At 54.1% G+C, this 15,640-nt stretch carries 11 protein-coding genes and 1 pseudogene; 4 read left to right on the forward strand and 8 right to left on the reverse strand.

Going from position 1 to position 15,640, the window contains the following annotated elements; genetic code table 11:
- Positions 1–510: 510 nt before the first annotated feature.
- A complete protein-coding gene (locus AB1A64_RS09635; RefSeq protein ID WP_366551203.1) occupies positions 511–1,905 on the forward strand; it encodes an alpha/beta fold hydrolase in 1,395 nt (464 codons plus the stop codon).
- A 76-nt stretch (positions 1,906–1,981) separates the two neighbouring features.
- On the forward strand, positions 1,982–3,871 hold the full coding sequence (locus AB1A64_RS09640; protein WP_366551204.1) for an amidohydrolase: 1,890 nt from the start codon (positions 1,982–1,984) through the stop codon (positions 3,869–3,871).
- Positions 3,872–3,924: 53 nt separating this feature from the next.
- On the opposite strand, the pseudogene AB1A64_RS09645 reads toward AB1A64_RS09640, so the two are convergent.
- The 5 genes and pseudogenes from AB1A64_RS09645 to xylF all read right to left on the reverse strand — a co-directional run.
- Positions 3,925–4,506: pseudogene (locus AB1A64_RS09645) on the reverse strand (IS6 family transposase); the annotation flags it as partial.
- A gap of 62 nt (positions 4,507–4,568) precedes the next feature.
- On the reverse strand, positions 4,569–5,876 hold the full coding sequence (xylA, locus tag AB1A64_RS09650; protein WP_366551205.1) for a xylose isomerase: 1,308 nt from the start codon (positions 5,874–5,876) through the stop codon (positions 4,569–4,571).
- An 8-nt stretch (positions 5,877–5,884) separates the two neighbouring features.
- A complete protein-coding gene (locus AB1A64_RS09655; RefSeq protein WP_366551206.1) occupies positions 5,885–6,688 on the reverse strand; it encodes an ATP-binding cassette domain-containing protein in 804 nt (267 codons plus the stop codon).
- On the reverse strand, positions 6,688–7,986 hold the full coding sequence (locus AB1A64_RS09660; RefSeq protein ID WP_366551207.1) for a sugar ABC transporter permease: 1,299 nt from the start codon (positions 7,984–7,986) through the stop codon (positions 6,688–6,690). Before AB1A64_RS09660 ends, AB1A64_RS09655 begins: the two co-directional genes overlap by 1 nt.
- Before the next feature lie 60 nt (positions 7,987–8,046).
- Positions 8,047–9,066, reverse strand: a complete 1,020-nt coding sequence (gene xylF, locus AB1A64_RS09665; RefSeq protein ID WP_366551208.1) for a D-xylose ABC transporter substrate-binding protein — start codon at positions 9,064–9,066, stop codon at positions 8,047–8,049.
- Between the two features lie 151 nt (positions 9,067–9,217).
- Between xylF and AB1A64_RS09670 the strand changes: the two genes are divergently transcribed.
- On the forward strand, positions 9,218–10,435 hold the full coding sequence (locus AB1A64_RS09670) for an ROK family transcriptional regulator (RefSeq protein WP_366551209.1): 1,218 nt from the start codon (positions 9,218–9,220) through the stop codon (positions 10,433–10,435).
- On the forward strand, positions 10,425–11,933 hold the full coding sequence (locus AB1A64_RS09675) for a CRTAC1 family protein (protein WP_366551210.1): 1,509 nt from the start codon (positions 10,425–10,427) through the stop codon (positions 11,931–11,933). The genes AB1A64_RS09670 and AB1A64_RS09675 overlap by 11 nt, the downstream gene beginning before the upstream one ends.
- Here the strand turns inward: AB1A64_RS09675 and AB1A64_RS09680 are convergent, their stop codons facing one another.
- From AB1A64_RS09680 to xylB, 3 genes are read right to left on the reverse strand one after another with little or no spacing between them, the layout of a single operon-like run.
- Positions 11,934–13,232 (reverse strand): cytochrome c peroxidase, encoded by a 1,299-nt coding sequence (locus AB1A64_RS09680; protein ID WP_366551211.1) that lies wholly within the window; start codon positions 13,230–13,232, stop codon positions 11,934–11,936.
- Entirely contained in the window at positions 13,222–14,181 is a 960-nt protein-coding gene (locus tag AB1A64_RS09685) for an aldose epimerase family protein (protein WP_366551212.1), read from the reverse strand. The genes AB1A64_RS09680 and AB1A64_RS09685 overlap by 11 nt, the downstream gene beginning before the upstream one ends.
- Positions 14,178–15,635, reverse strand: a complete 1,458-nt coding sequence (gene xylB, locus AB1A64_RS09690; RefSeq protein ID WP_366551213.1) for a xylulokinase — start codon at positions 15,633–15,635, stop codon at positions 14,178–14,180. Before xylB ends, AB1A64_RS09685 begins: the two co-directional genes overlap by 4 nt.
- Between the last annotated feature and the right edge of the window lie 5 nt (positions 15,636–15,640).

A 15,640-nucleotide genomic window follows, 5' to 3' on the forward strand; every position in this document is an offset into this window, starting at 1 on the left:
GCCGCCTGCTTGTTCCGGCGTTTGTGCACCACTGCTTGCAGCACCTCGCCCTCGCGATCGATCGAGCACCGCAGTTAGCAGCGCTTGCCGACTATCTTCCCGTAGGCCACGTCAATATGCCACATTTATTTCTACTATGCACATAGGTGCTGCACTCGACTTCACCTGATCGAGGAGGCGAACATTGGACCAAAACAGTTCCACTAGCTGCGCACAGTTTCGTGGCTCACGTTGATCTCCCGCTCGTGCAGTAGGTCTTCTTCAATCTGCAATGAAAGCTAAAGCCGAAGGTACAACATCACCGCAAGGCGGATGAAATCCAGACTGGTTTTGAGTATTTGAATGAGGCAGGTTTGCCCATCCCTCAAAGCTGCGAAAGCCCCTTGCCGCTTAAGCAAAGCTAATCCGAGAAGACCGCTCGGGTGTTTCCGGCTATACTCACAGCAATGCATCGCGCCAGCGCGTGAACAACAATTACCAAAACAACCGCTGGCGCAGAGGGGGATTACCATGGAACAACGCCTCTCAGCTATACTGGCGGCCGATATGGTCGGGTACTCGCGCTTGATGGAAGTCGACGAGTTGGGTGTTTTGTCACGTCAAAAGAAACACCGGCGCGAGCTGATTGATCCGGAAATAATCCGTCGACGCGGAAGCATCATCAAAACGACCGGAGACGGCATGCTGGCCTCGTTTGAATCAGTTCAGGACGCGGTTCAATGCGCCGTCAACATTCAACAAGCCATGAGTCTAAGAGAAACCGAACTGGAGGACGACAAGAGAATTCGATTTCGCGTGGGCATCAATCTGGGCGATGTCATTTTCGACGACGGCGATATCTTCGGAGATGGTGTGAATGTCGCCGCGCGGCTCGAAGGTTTGGCAGAACCCGGAGGCGTTTGCGTCTCAGATATCGTGCATCAGGCGATTCAGGACCGGGTCGACGCACCGTTTCGCGATATGGGTGGCCAACGCGTAAAGAACATCAGTCGCCCCATTCGAGTCTGGCAATGGTCCCCTCAGGCGGCACCCGTACGTGTTGCTCCAGAGATTTCTCTGCAGCAACGCGTGAAGTTCTGCAAATCGGCAGATGGCGTTAATCTCGCCTGGGCGTCGACCGGAGAAGGCACCCCTCTTCTGAAAGCCCCCAATTGGCTTAATCACATCGAGTATGAGTGGAGCAGCCCAGTCTGGGGGGACTTCCTGTCAGAAATGTCCAAAATATGCCAATTAGTTCGGTTCGATCAGCGAGGGAATGGGCTTTCCGATTGGGATGTCGAGGACATATCAGAAGATCGCATGATCGACGATATGATTGCCGTAGCCGATGCAGCCGGGCTGGATCGTTTTGGCCTGTTCGGCATAAGCCAAGGGGCTGCTTTTTCAATTCGATTTGCAGCAAAACACCCCGACCGTGTGAAATTTCTTATCCTGCTCGGGGGGTTCGTGCGGGGGCGCATGATGCGGGGAAACCCGGACGCCGAAAAGTTTTACGAGGCTGCTCGTGCCATGGTATCGGCCGGTTGGGGCTCACCGAACCCCGTTTACCGCCATTTCTTTACGTCTTGCTACATGCCTGATGCGACATTGGAAGAAGGGGCAAGTTTCGACGAAATGCAGCGCATTTCCGCCAGCCCTGAAACGGCCTTGCGGATCGTGGAAATGAACGCCTACGTGGACGCGCGCGCGGCTGCTCAGCGCCTGAAGGTTCCAACTTTGGTGCTGCATGTCCAAGGAGATATGGCCGCTCCCATAAGTGAAGGCCGTGAGACAGCCCGATTAATCCCGGCGGCTGAATTTGTTGAACTTCCCGGTGCAAACCATTGCATGATCCGCGGCCATTCGGGATTCGATGAATTCTTTCAGGAAATCGAGCCGTTTCTGAAAGAACATGCAGATTTTTAAACAACTTACGCTAAGGTGAGCCTGTAGTTCTTTTGTACTCGCTGTTTCCTGCACACCGCATTTTTCGGAGGACGTGATGACTGATTTTTCCAGAAGACGTTTCCTAAAATTCGCCCTGATCAACTCAACCGCCTTGGCTTTGGCCGGACAGGCAATGGCTCAGGCAACCTCTCTCTCGGACGTTGGTGGTGCAATTTTGGGATTGGAAACCGCAACGGTGTTTACTGCGCGAGAAATCGTAACGCTCGATCCGGACCGACCGTTAGCTCAGGCCGTTGCAGTCGTAAACGATCGGATCCTTGCAACTGGAACACTGGACGAGGTCAAAGGCATCCTTGGAGACAAACCGTACGATGTAGACACAACTTTCGAAGACCAGGTCATCGTTCCTGGTTTTATTGCCCAACACGACCATCCGATTTTGGCTGGCCTGACGATGTCATCCTTGATCCTGTCTATTGAGGATTGGGAACTGCCCGATGGCACGGCGATTGCCCTGAAAGACAAAGATGATTTCATGACTCGCCTCGCGGCAGCCGAAGCTGAACTGGGCGATCCTTCCGAACCGCTCCTCACATGGGGTTATCATGCGGCGTTTTACGGCCCTCTGACACGGGCCGACCTCGACACTATCAGCGACGAGCGCCCGATATTCGCGTGGGCCCGGTCCTGTCACGAATTCGTTCTGAATTCAGCTGCGATGACACAGGCAGGCATTACCGAGGAAATGATCGCAAGCTGGTCCGAAACTGAGCAATCGCAATCCAATTTTGAGGAGGGACACTTCTGGGAACAGGGGTTGTTCGCGGTTTTACCGAACATCGCACCGATGGTCGCAAATCCAGACAAGTTCCGCTCGGGCTTGCTGACAATGCGTGATTATATGCACGCAAAGGGAGTGACCTTTGGAAATGAACCTGGCGGTATTCTTGCGAAACCTATTCAGGATGCCGTCAATGCGGTGATGTCAGCACCGTCGATGCCATTCCGATGGACGTTCATTCCCGACGGGAAAAGCCTGGTTGCCGCGTACGACTCGGATACCGAAGTTATTCGCCAAACCGAGGCATTAGTCGACTGGTACGGCGGGATGACCAGCATGGCGCAAAGGAGCGTCAAATTGTTTTCTGACGGTGCCATTTATTCCCTCGCCATCCAGCTTCGCGACCCCGCCATTGGCGATTACCACGGCGAGTGGATGATGGATCAGGATGCTTTCGAGCGTGCTTTTCAGGTATATTGGGACGCGGGCTACCAGATTCACGTACACGTCAACGGCGATGCCGGTCTGGACCGCGTGCTAAACACGCTGGAGTCTAATCTGCTCCGCAATCCACGCTTTGATCATCGTACGGTGATCGTCCATTTCGCCGTCAGCGCATCCGACCAGGTCGAGCGTATCAGACGATTAAGCGCGATCGTCAGCGCTAACCCTTACTACGTCACAGCGCTTTCAGATCGCTATAGCGAAACCGGTTTAGGACCGGAGCGCGCTGACGAAATGGTCAGACTGGGAGATCTGGATAAATCAGGTATTTCGTGGTCCTTGCACTCTGATATGCCTATGGCACCGGGCGACCCGCTGTTCTTAATGTGGTGTGCAGTGAACCGGGTAACGAGCTCTGGTCGCGTAGCCGGCAGTGACCAAAAAATATCTGCCGAACAAGCGTTGCGTGGGGTGACGATCAATGCGGCGTATTCTCATCGACTTGAGGAGGAGCGAGGCAGCATTGAATCAGGCAAGCTGGCCGACTTCACAATTCTCGATGAGAACCCCCTGAACGTCGATCCAATGAAAATCAAGGATATCGTAGTTTGGGGCACAATCGTGGAGGGGCGCATTCAGAAAGTCGGCTATAATCTACAAAAAGAAACAAATAATAATAGCGACGACTTCCCAGGCGAAACTGATTTCGCCGAGAAAGCGCTGAATCACGCTGTCTCCGTCGTTCACGCGCACCTGTGAAACTTGCTCAGTTTTAACGCTGGTTCAAAACCAAACGCCGGACCTGACTCATTTTTCTTTGAACTTTGCATGCGCCTGAAACGTTGCATCGCGTTCTCGCGTCGCCGAAACGGCAGGTGCGAATTCTCAACGCGGTTGTTGAGCCACCTGCCCGTCTTCTGTTTTTCGGAAGCACCCAATTCTCTAAGGGCAGCCTTGTAGAAAGCGAAGCGGTCGGTGAAGATTTCATTGGCGCAACCATGGCGCTTCAACAATTTCTTGAAGTATTTCAATGCCGCCTGCTTGTTTCGGCGTTTGGTGACGACTGCTTCCAGCACTTCGCCCTCATGATCTACGGCCCGCCAGAGGTAGTGTCTTTTGCCATTCGCCTTCACAAAAACCTCGTCCACGTGCCACCTCCATTTCGAAAATGCCCGCAGTTGCTGGACTCGCTTTTGTCTGATCTCGGAGGCAAACATCGGGCCGAACCTGTTCCACTAATATCGGACAGTTTCGTGGCTCTCGTCGATGCCTCGCTCGAGCAGCAGATCTTCGACATTCCGAAGAGAGAGCGGTAAACAGATGTGCAGCATCACCGCCAGACGGATGATTTCGGGACTGGTTTTAAAGTATTTGAAGGGAGCTCGCCTTTTCATGAGTGGAGGCTACGAAAGCCCCCTCTCCGCCTAATCCCAAGTGCTTCTGACAAGAACTATTTTCACACAAACCTGTTCACGTAGTTTTCCAGAATTTCCTGGCGACCAGACTTCGGTGTCGGGTTAATACCCTCATCTATGACCCGGTTGGATACTTGCTCCAGACTGCTTTCTAACATTGACGCCGCCTTTGGAGTGTTCCAACCAGAATACCTATCCGAAAGAGCGGCATCCAAGCCACCATCTTCAATCATTGCCGCGGCAGCTTTCAAACCGCGTGCACATATGTCCATTCCACCGATATGAGCCGCCACCAGATCGACGGCGTCAATCGATTGTCGGCGAATTTTGGCGTCGAAATTTGTGCCGCCGGTGGTAAAACCACCCGCCTTCAAGATGTAATAGTAAGCTAGGGCAACTTCCGGTGTATTGTTCGGGAACTGGTCTGTATCCCATCCAGACTGGTAGTCGTTGCGGTTCATATCAATCGAACCCAGCATCCCTTCGGCAGCCGCGACTGCAATTTCATGCTCAAAGCTATGCCCGGCAAGGATCGCATGGCCCTGCTCGAGATTCAGTTTCACTTCGTTCTCCAACCCGTACTTCCTGAGAAATCCGATGCAAGTCGCTGCGTCATAGTCGTATTGGTGCTTGGAAGGCTCCTGAGGTTTCGGTTCTACAAGAATTGTGCCTGTGAACCCGATCTTGTGCTTGTACTCTACGACCATGTTCAAAAACCGGCCCATGTGGTCCAGTTCGGTTTTCAGATCCGTGTTCAACAGGGTCTCATAGCCTTCACGCCCGCCCCATAGAACATAGTTTTCGCCGCCAAGCTTGTGGGTCGCGTCTATACAGGATTTTACTGTCGCTGCGGCGAATGCAAAAACGTCAGGGTCTGGATTCGTACTGGCGCCAGACATCCAGCGACGATGGCTGAACATATTGGCCGTACCCCAAAGAAGCTTGGTGCCTGAAACCTGCATCTTTTCACCGATGTAATCGGTGATCTCTTCCAAGGTATTGAGGTTTTCAGCAAAGTTGCCCTGCTCGGGACGGATGTCAGCGTCGTGCCAGCAAAAATAGGGTTGGCCCAAAAGGTCAAACATCTCGAAAGCGATATCTGCCTTCATGCGAGCCCGTCCCATGTCGTCCTGCGGATGCCATGGGCGCTCCAGGGTGGGTCCTCCAAAGGGATCTCCCCCTTCCCATGCGAAGGAATGCCACCAGGCCACTGCAAACCTCAGATGGTCTTCCATGCGTTTACCCAAGATCATTTCATCGGGGTTGTAATGCCGGAAGGCCATTGGGTTTTGACTATCTACGCCCTCATATTGGATCCGTTCGATCCCATTGAAAAATCCGCTTGTCATACCTGACCCTATTCTGCTTTTTGCGTTGGCTGCTTGCCGAGAATGATCATCGACAACAGATCGTCATCCGTTACGTCGGCCATATCGACAGTCCCAACTAGTTTTCCATTTTTCATCACCGAGGCGCGGTCACACAAATCCATCACTGCGTGAACGTCATGGTCGATCAGAAAGATCCCAATTCCCTGTGCTTTCAGTTGGTGAATCAGGTCCGCAACCATCTGAGTTTCATGCGGACCCAGTGCCGCTGTGGGTTCATCCATAATCAGGATGCGGGCATTGAAATAGACGGCCCGCGCAATCGCCACAGACTGTCTTTGACCTCCCGACAGTGCGGAAACAGGATCGTTGAACTTCTGAAAATTCGGATTGAGCTGGGCCATAATCTTACGGCATTCAGCCTCCATCGCGGCGTCGTTGACCAGTCCAAACGGCGTCGTCATTTCACGCCCTAGGAAAAGGTTTGACGTCGCATCCAGATTGTCGGCCAAGGCGAGCGTCTGATAGATGGTTTCGATATTATTCGCGCGGGCATCACGGGGATTGCCTATCTCGACTGGCTTGCCATCAATCAGGATCTCACCGTGATCCATCTGATAGGCGCCGGACAGAACCTTGATCAGAGTGGACTTCCCGGCCCCATTATGGCCAAGCAGGCCAACGACTTCACCCGGATAGAGATCGACCGACACATGGTCGACGGCCTTAATTCCACCGAAGGAAATCGAAATATCGCGCATCTCGACCAATGGCGGCGCGCCCGAACCGCGTCCCGAATTGGAGGGTACTTTCTGCGTGTCCTGAGCTTGCATCACTTAGCCCCCAGTCGCTTGCGGTAGACGATGTCGATATAGACGGCCAGCACCAGAACGCTGCCGACGACGATGTTCTGAAACGGCGCGTCCACGCCAACCATTGCCATGCCCGATTGCAGCGCCTGCATGATCAATGCGCCAAGGATCGCGCCATAGATGGTGCCGATGCCGCCCGACAATGCGGTTCCTCCGATCACTGCAGCGGCTATGACCCGAAGTTCGTCGAGCGTACCAATGTCGTTCGAGTGGTTTGCCAAGCGGGCCGAGGCGACCACCGCGGACACGGCGCACAAGAAACCCATTAAAGCAAAGATTTTCACGGTCAGCAGCCGAGTGTTGATACCTGAAAGCTCTGCCGCATCCGGGTTTCCGCCGGTGGCAAAGATGTAGCGTCCAAACCGGGTTTTCCGTGCCACGATCGTCAGGGTAACCGCTACTATGATTAGTATGAGGACAGAAATCGGTATGCCGTATCCTACAACCAGCCCTTCTGGCATTGTCTCGCCGCGCGCTTCGAACATACGTTGCAGCCGGCGCGTCGGAATGGCGTAGCTGTTTACGATGTAAACGTACCCAAGGATAGCAATTGCGATTATCCCGGCCAGAGTGGCTTCGGCCCAAACAGGTTTTACCGGGAAACCATGTGACGCTTTTGCGCGGCGACCACTCCACAAAGCCCAGATCGCGATTGCGGTAGCAAACAAGCCGAACAGCCAGCTTGTTGTCGTTCCCAATGTTCCGTTGGTCCCGCCAAACATCAGGAATGTGCTATCCAGAGGACCAATCGTCTGGCCGCTGGTCAAATACCACGCCACGTTTCGCCAAACCAGAAACCCACCAAGCGTAACGATGAACGCTGGTATCGTCAGATATCCGACCAACCAGCCATGAAACGCACCAATCAGCGCGCCAACAACCAGCCCGACGACAATGGTGATCGCCCAGGTCGCCGGATTATTCAAACCCATCCCAAGTACTTGCGGTAAAAGCTCGGTTTGCGTCATTGCCATCACTGCAGACGTTGTTGCAAGCAGTGCTCCGACAGACAAGTCGATGTGCCGAGTAACGATGATGAACACCATCCCGCATGCCATAATGGCAACCGAAACCGTCTGGATAGACAGGTTGAACAGGTTCCGAGGTGTCAGGAACCGCCCATCTGTGAAGATGTTGAACCCAATGCACAGGATGACAAACGCGCCGATCATTCCCAAAAGCCGCATATCCAGTTCCAACTGCTGGAACAGGCTGGGTTTCGCTTTTTCAGGTACCGGCTGAGACGAAGTTTCGGTCATTTCCGATCTTTCATATTCAGCAATGGTCCCCGGCCCAGACAGGGCCGGAGACTTTGGAGTTTAGTTACAAGGAGCAGGTCCGTTTTCAACGCCCTGGCACAGATCTTCCAACGGGATCCATCCGGCGTCCACAACGACGGACAGGTTGTCCTTGGTGATAGGAACGGGCGCGAGGAAGACCGAGTTCATCTCGGTGCCACCGGGTGATGTCCAGCTAATTGCACCTTCGACATCAGCAGGGCTTGTCCCGCCACTCAAAGCAACCGCGATCTCGCCAGCTGCTTTACCAAGCTCACGGGCATCTTTCCAAACCGAAACGGTCTGAGTACCCAGCGCAACGCGGTTGAGTGCTGCGTGATCTCCATCCTGACCTGACACTGGAATACCTTCCATGCCCTGCGCAGTCAGCGCCGCAACAACGCCGCCCGCTGTCCCGTCATTTGACGCAACAACCGCATCCACGTTGTTTTCATTTGCGGTCAGAATTTGCTCCATGTTCCGTTGGGCGTTCGCAGGTAGCCATCCATCAGTATATGCTTCACCAACAATCACAATGTCACCGCTGTCTACGGCCGCGCCGATGATCTCTTGCTGACCACCTCGTAGGAAGTCCGCGTTCGGATCAGTAGGAGAACCCTTGATCATCACATAATTGCCCTTGGGCATGGCTTCAAAGACAGCGCGCGCTTGCATTCTGCCCACCTCGACATTGTCGAAGGTCAGATAAAATGCACGGTCGTCTTCGATCAGGCGGTCATAAGCTATTACAGGAATACCTTCGTCCGCCGCTGCCTGAACAGCCGGTCCGATAGCCTGCGCGTCCTGCGCCAAAATGATAAGCGCGTCCACGCCTTGCGCAATCAGGCTTTCTATATCTGAAAGCTGCTTTGCAGAAGACGACTGCGCGTCTGATGAAAGGTACTCGGCACCTCCTGCTTCAAGCGCAGACTTGATGGCTGCTTCATCCGTTTTCCAACGCTCTTCCTGAAAATTCGACCAGCTTACGCCGACCACAGGCTCCGCGAATGCCGTCGAGGCCAGCAAAGTGGCCACAGCTGAAACGCTGAGAATTCTTTTCATGATTTCCTCCCATTTGCCGAGCCATCGTTTCTCGATTCGCGGCTCTCCCAATTTTGAATAGCATATTTATTTCAGCCGGTAAAATATTTAGCCTACAAGACACCTCTAAATTCACTTAAGTTGGGTCCAGAGTAAGATTCGCGAGGGCAAGATGCTGAAAAGCAAAGCGTCTGTGGTTTCTTTAGACCAAAGAAACGCAACCCGCTTGCGGGTGTTGGAACAGATCAGAAGCAGGGGATCCGTCTCGCGGATTGATATCGCGTCAGCCTTGGAAACCAGTCCTGCCACGATCACCTCAGCGACGGCTGATCTGATCTCGGCCGGACTAATCAAAGAGATTGAAGGCGAAGCACAGTCAAAGTCAGGAAAAAGAGGGCGACCCAGAGTTTTGCTGCAATTGGACGGCCAGTCGTTCCTAGTCGCGGGCCTGAAGATTGCACGTCAGATGATCTCGGTCATTCTCGTGGATTTTGAAGGCAACGAGGTGACGTCGCACAAGGTCCCGCTTAAAGATGCCCGAATGTCGCCGGCAAACCTAGTATCGACTGTTCGCGTGGCCCTTGAAGACACATGCCAACAGGTCGGTCTGTCAATCGGACATTTGGCTGGCATTTCAATCGGATTGGCTGGGCAGATTGATGCAGCTAGAAACTTTGTCCACTGGTCGTCTTCGGTGACCGAAAGAAACTTTGATTTCAACCCTTTACTTGCGAAAGAGCTCCCCTGCCCTGCCTTCGTAGAAAACGACGCCAACCTCGTCGCAAAAGCCGAACAGCTTTTTGGGCTAGGCAAAGGGTTAAAGAACTTTCTTGTTGTCACGATCGAACATGGTGTTGGCCTGGGTATCGTTTTGGACGGCAGGCTCTACCGCGGGAAAAGAGGCTGCGGGGCCGAGTTTGGGCATACCAAAGTGCAACTCGACGGCGCTCTGTGCCAATGCGGTCAACGGGGGTGCCTGGAAGCCTATGTTGGGGACTATGCCTTGATCCGGGAAATGACTGTCACGGGTCACGCCGACGACATACAAACGGTCTCGGACATCCACACTCGCGCCAATTCCGGTGATGACAGAGCCGCCTCGGTGCTTGCACGTGCGGGGCAGATGTTTGGTCTTGGAGTGTCCAATCTGATCAATCTGTTCGATCCCCAATGCATAATTGTGTCAGGTGCGCAAATGAGCTTTGAACACCTCTGCTCAGCCGAGGTTATGACGCGCATTCGAAATGGTGTCGTGAATGTCGACGCACCCTTGCCTGAAATCAAAGTGCATCACTGGGGCGATCTGATGTGGGCCAAAGGTGCGGCCGCGTACGGGATCGAACAGGTCTCGATCCTGAAGGTAAAGGAGCTCGCGTCGAATGCGTCCTGAATTTGCGGCATTATTCGTTCTTGCTACAGCTGCTGATGCCGGTTCAAAGCCTCAATTCATAAGCATCGACGTGCCCGTTCATATCTACGATGGCGGTTGGGAGCACTTTGTTGGCGGCGGTGTAGCGGTTTTCGATTGTAACGGAGACACGTTGCCCGAATTGTTCGTCGCAGGCGGGTCCAATCGATCTCAGCTGTTCAAAAACACCTCTGAGGGCGAGATTTCTTTTCATATTGAGACACCGGATCAGCTGTCCTTAACCGGAGTAACCGGCGCCTACCCATTGGACGTTGACGGCGATGGTTTGATGGATCTGGCCATATTGCGTGTGGGCGAAGATGTCCTGCTTCAAGGTCAGTTGGATTGTCAGTTCCGTCCCTTCGATAACATCGAGTTCCAAACCGAGGATCACTGGACCACAGGGTTTTCGGCCACATGGGAAGACGACCAATCCTTGCCAACTTTGGCATTTGGAACTTACGTCGATCGCTTCGACCCGGAAGGCCCGTTTGAATCCTGCGAGCCAACCCTACTCTATCGCCCGAACGAGGGCAGCTATGGCCCCCCCCAGCAACTGGAACCCAGCTTCTGCTCGCTTTCCATTCTGTTTTCCGACTGGGCACGAACCGGACGCGCAGACCTTCGTGTCAGCAATGACCGCCACTACTATGTACGCAATGGGCAAGAACAGCTATGGGCGATGGAGCCTGAGCCGCGATTATACTCGTCCGAAGACGGGTGGCTGCCCTATTCGATCTGGGGAATGGGTATTGCCTCTCGCGATCTGACCGGAGACGGCTATCCCGAGGTCTATCTGACTTCGATGGGCGACCAGAAACTTCAGGTGTTTGACCCGGATACCAACGGCCCGACGTGGCGCGATGCAACCTACGAAAAAGGCACAACAGCCCACAGACCGCATGTCGGCAACGACGGAAGACCGTCGACCGGCTGGCACGCGCAGTTTGGAGACGTCAACAATGACGGCCGAGACGATATCTTCGTGACCAAAGGCAATGTCGAGCAAATGCCGGATGCTGCACTGAACGATCCAAATAACCTGTTGGTTCAGCGCTCGGAAGGTCAGTTTATCGAAGCCTCGGCAGAGGCTGGTGTTGCTTCGATGGCGAAGTCTCGCGGTGCAGCGCTTGCAGATCTGAACAACGATGGGCGGCTCGATCTGGTGGTAATAAACCGTGGATCAAAACTTGAGGTCAGTCAAAATATCTCAACAGGCGGCAATTGGCTGTTGGTTGATGTTGCTCAGGGCAAATCCAACCAGGCAGCGGTCGGTGGATTTGTCGAGGTTCAAACCGCGCAAGGTTTGCAAACCCGAGAAATAACCATTGGCGGCGGACATGCTGGTGGCGTGGCCGGATATCATCATTTCGGTTTGGGGCACGAAACTCAAGTGCAGCTTCGTGTGATCTGGCCGGATGGAGAAGCCAGCACGTGGCAGGACGTGGCACCGAACCAGATTGTACAAATGTATCGGTGACTATTGATCTACCGGCAGACCGCTTGGAACTTGGGCAGGCACACCCAGCCTCTGCGCCGGGTCCTCAAGGCTTGCCAGAAAACTTAAAAGAGCGTCGACCTCGTGATCCGTAAGAGTAATTTTCGACAAGCTGTTGCTGTTGGCAATGGCGTCCAGATGTTGCTGCTCCAGCAACGGAGTTTCGTCTTCAGAGCCGGGGAAATCTGGCAACAAAGCCATGTCCACCGTGTAGTGTCGCAAGGATGTAACCGGGTCCAGATGGTGGCGCACGATATCTTCGAGACGCGCAAATGCTCCGTTGTGCCCGTACGGCGCGGTCAGCGTTACATTGCGTAGAGATGGTGTGCGAAACGTGAACGCATCTTCTGCACGACCTGTAACACGAAGTCGCCCATCATCGCGAACATGACTCTCAAACCGCGCGGCCTTTCCAGGCCCGATTTGCGGCAAACCGATCGAATGAAACTTGTGATCCGTCTGGAACCAGCCCGCGTGGCAACTGCTGCACCCAGCCTTGCCGTAAAACAGGTTCATGCCGATTTCGGCGTTTTCAGATAATGCGTCTTCGCCTCGCATCGCGCGATCAAAGGGGCTGTTGTCGGCGCGCCATTCGAATGCGATGAAATCTGCGATCACGTTTGCAATGGCCGTGAATGAAATCTCACTACCCGGCGTTATGGCATCAAAGCGCTGCTTGTATTCCGGGATGGCGGCAACACGGGCCGCAATCAGGTCCCACGCTCCACCTTGTTGTGTCAATAGCCCCAATCGAACCGCTTTGCTGACGTCATTTTCAGAGTAATGACCGGCCATTTCGTCTGGTGAAAGCACCGGGAACATCGCCTGTGCCGCCAACGCCGACTGAAACCCGGGCCGCATATGTGTCCCCAAAGGTGTTCTGATCCCGTTTGGTTGCGTTGGATCGGCTTCAAGACGCCCATCATGGAAAAACGTCGCGAACTCCGTCGCACCAAGATTCCAAAGCGCCGGTGAGTTTCGAGGGATACGTTGCTCCGGCGTATTCTGAGGATCCAGCGTGCGTTCAGTGCCCAAGCCGATCCCGCCTTCCCCGATGCCGAGCGAAAGGCCATCCGACGTGCCAAGCCTAGGGTGATGACAAGTCGCACAACTGATGTTCTTGTTGCCGGACAAAACCGGATCGTAGAAAAGCAACTGTCCCAATTCAACGCGGTCGAAATCAGGCTCAAGGAAAGTCGGAGGTGGTCCAAGTTCCTGAGCATTGGCGCTGGTGCCAGCAATCAAAAAGCTGATGATGGGAATGAGTAAACTAGCTCTCATTGCCGCCTCCCGAGATCTCAAGAGTGAGCACCTGCCTGTACGGTTTCTCGGGCGTGCAAATGATCGAGGGAAACGAAGGTATGTTGGGTGCGTTTGGATAGTCCGATGGCTCGATGCACAAACCAGCTGAACCGCGTAGGGGTTTTGCCAGTTGGGCACCCGAATAGACCTGTGCTCCGGGTTGGTCAGAATAGACGGCCAGAGAAAGACCGGACGGCGCGGTGAATTTTGCGACCGGATCTGCCGGATCACGATTTTGGTCAAAGCAGAAATAGTGGTCGATCGTCATCGGAACATACCCGATCGATCTAGGCGTGGAGAAATCCAACTCGCTGTCCTTGGTTGAACACAGCTCGCCAGACGGAACTCCTTGTTCGTCAATATCCAAGTACCGGCCTGAGTCGAGTTCCAGCTTGTGTGCATCAACGCCCTTTGAACTGCCCAAAGTATAGTAGTTGTGTTGTGTAAGACTGATCGGCGTAGGGCGGTCAGGATAGCCTTGTAGTGTGTAGGTCAACCGTGGGTTTCGCAGCGTGACGCTGACCTCGAACCGGACATTCGCCGGAAAGCCGCTTTCCCCGTCGCGTGAAAGGTAGTGCAATATCACTTCGTTTGGTGCGGTCTGCTCAAGGTTCCAGAATTGATTGGAAAGCCCTTCCGCTCCCCCATGTAGAGTGTTTTCACCTTCATTGGCGTTAAGCTCAAAACCTGCGCCTGCCAACTCGAGCCGTGCGCCGCCGATCCGGTTCGCAACACGGCCAACAATTGCGCCCATGTAGGTTGTATCGGTGAAGTAATTAATTGGGTCATCAAACCCGAGAATAAGCTGCGCACCCTTGTACCACCAACCTTGAGTGATTGCTCCATAGTTCAGGACGGTGGCCCGCATGTCTCCATCAGTCAGTATAACCGTTTCGAACCGAGAAGGTTTTCCAACTTCAACCATCATCCAGCCGCCAAGGGCGCCAGCGCCTTATAGTACTGCCGATATTGCTCGTATTCCCTTTCATAGAGTTCGACCAGATCGTTGCGTGGGTCGATGCTTTCCTGAATATTAGGCGGTTTCATAATGGCGCCGGGCTTTGCGTTGTTGGCGGCACAGATTGCGAGGCGTGCAGCACCCATGGCCGCTCCGAATTCGCTGCTTTTCGGCACGTCCAGCGGCACTTGCAATATTGTCGCCAGTGTTTCTAACCAGAACCTAGACCTTGCGCCTCCGCCGACGGCCATCAGGTTGGTCGGCGCGGTTCCAGTGCTTTTCAAGGCTTCAAGACAGTCCCGCATCGCAAAGGCAACGCCCTCCATCACAGCTTGGGTCAGATCAGCAGGGCCAGATGCGACGTCTACGCCCAAAAATGCTGCTCGAATCCGGCTGTCGTTATGCGGCGTTCGCTCGCCTGAAAGATACGGCAGGAACGCAATCGAAGAGGGTCCGGCAATGCTGTCAGGTACCAGCGACGCCAGTTTTTCCACAGGTTGGCTGAGATTGCGCGACAGCCAATTCATACTGTTTGTTGCCGAGAGTATAACCCCCATTTGTATCCACATTTCGGGAACAGCATGGCAAAAGCAGTGCACGGCAGTTTCAGGCGCAGGGCCATATGCATCCCGAGCAACAAGAAGAACACCGGACGTTCCCAACGAAACGAAACCCGCACCATCCTGTACGCTCCCGATACCGCAGGCAGCGGCTGCATTGTCGCCGGCGCCACCTGCCACGACAACCGAACCAGAAAGCCCCCATGCCTGCCGTAGCTCGGTTTTCAGTTCACCAGCCGGCTCGTTCCCTTCGACAAGACGAGGCATCTGTGCAGCTTGCATATGACCCAAACCCAGCGCCGCTTCTGACCACTGCCGTTTGTTTACGTCCAACCATGATGTGCCGGCGCTATCTGACATGTCCGAGATGTAATCACCCGTCAGCCAAAACCGCAGATAGTCTTTCGGCAGCAGAACCTTGGCTGTTTTTAAGAACACGTCCGGCTCATGCGTCCGCACCCATTCCAGTTTCGGAGCTGTGAAACCCGGGAAGACAATGTTGCCCGATATGGTCCGCATCTGTGGCGTCTGATCGAGCGTTTTTGCCTCGTCAGCAGACCGTGTATCATTCCATAGAATGCAGGGCCTTAGGGTTTCACCTTCGGCATCCAGCAGGGTGGCACCATGCATGTGCCCGCTCAGACCAATGCCGCGCAGTTTTGCAAATGCCGATGCGTTGTCTGCACGGAGCTTCGCAATAACCTTTGTGCACGCGTTAATCCAATCTGAGGGGTTCTGCTCGGACCAACCGGGTTTTGGCGTCGATGTGGAAATGTCGGCTTCTGCGTCGCTGACGACGAGACCGGCATCATCAATCAGAATTCCTCTGAGACCCGACGTTCCCAAATCCAATCCAAGATACATTCGGC

It is taken from the genome of Ruegeria sp. ANG10 (genome assembly GCF_040705255.1).
Lineage (GTDB): Bacteria > Pseudomonadota > Alphaproteobacteria > Rhodobacterales > Rhodobacteraceae > Ruegeria.

Excerpts from the sequence above, each read along its gene's own strand:
- AB1A64_RS09635 (WP_366551203.1), top strand. The coding sequence starts at position 511 with ATGGAACAACGCCTCTCAGCTATACTGGCGGCCGATATGGTCGGGTAC.
- AB1A64_RS09655 (WP_366551206.1), bottom strand. The coding sequence starts at position 6,688 with ATGCAAGCTCAGGACACGCAGAAAGTACCCTCCAATTCGGGACGCGGT.
- AB1A64_RS09685 (WP_366551212.1), bottom strand. The coding sequence starts at position 14,181 with ATGATGGTTGAAGTTGGAAAACCTTCTCGGTTCGAAACGGTTATACTG.
- xylB (WP_366551213.1), bottom strand. The coding sequence starts at position 15,635 with ATGTATCTTGGATTGGATTTGGGAACGTCGGGTCTCAGAGGAATTCTG.
- xylF (WP_366551208.1), bottom strand. The coding sequence starts at position 9,066 with ATGAAAAGAATTCTCAGCGTTTCAGCTGTGGCCACTTTGCTGGCCTCG.
- AB1A64_RS09670 (WP_366551209.1), top strand. The coding sequence starts at position 9,218 with ATGCTGAAAAGCAAAGCGTCTGTGGTTTCTTTAGACCAAAGAAACGCA.
- xylA (WP_366551205.1), bottom strand. The coding sequence starts at position 5,876 with ATGACAAGCGGATTTTTCAATGGGATCGAACGGATCCAATATGAGGGC.
- AB1A64_RS09660 (WP_366551207.1), bottom strand. The coding sequence starts at position 7,986 with ATGACCGAAACTTCGTCTCAGCCGGTACCTGAAAAAGCGAAACCCAGC.
- AB1A64_RS09675 (WP_366551210.1), top strand. The coding sequence starts at position 10,425 with ATGCGTCCTGAATTTGCGGCATTATTCGTTCTTGCTACAGCTGCTGAT.
- AB1A64_RS09640 (WP_366551204.1), top strand. The coding sequence starts at position 1,982 with ATGACTGATTTTTCCAGAAGACGTTTCCTAAAATTCGCCCTGATCAAC.
- AB1A64_RS09680 (WP_366551211.1), bottom strand. The coding sequence starts at position 13,232 with ATGAGAGCTAGTTTACTCATTCCCATCATCAGCTTTTTGATTGCTGGC.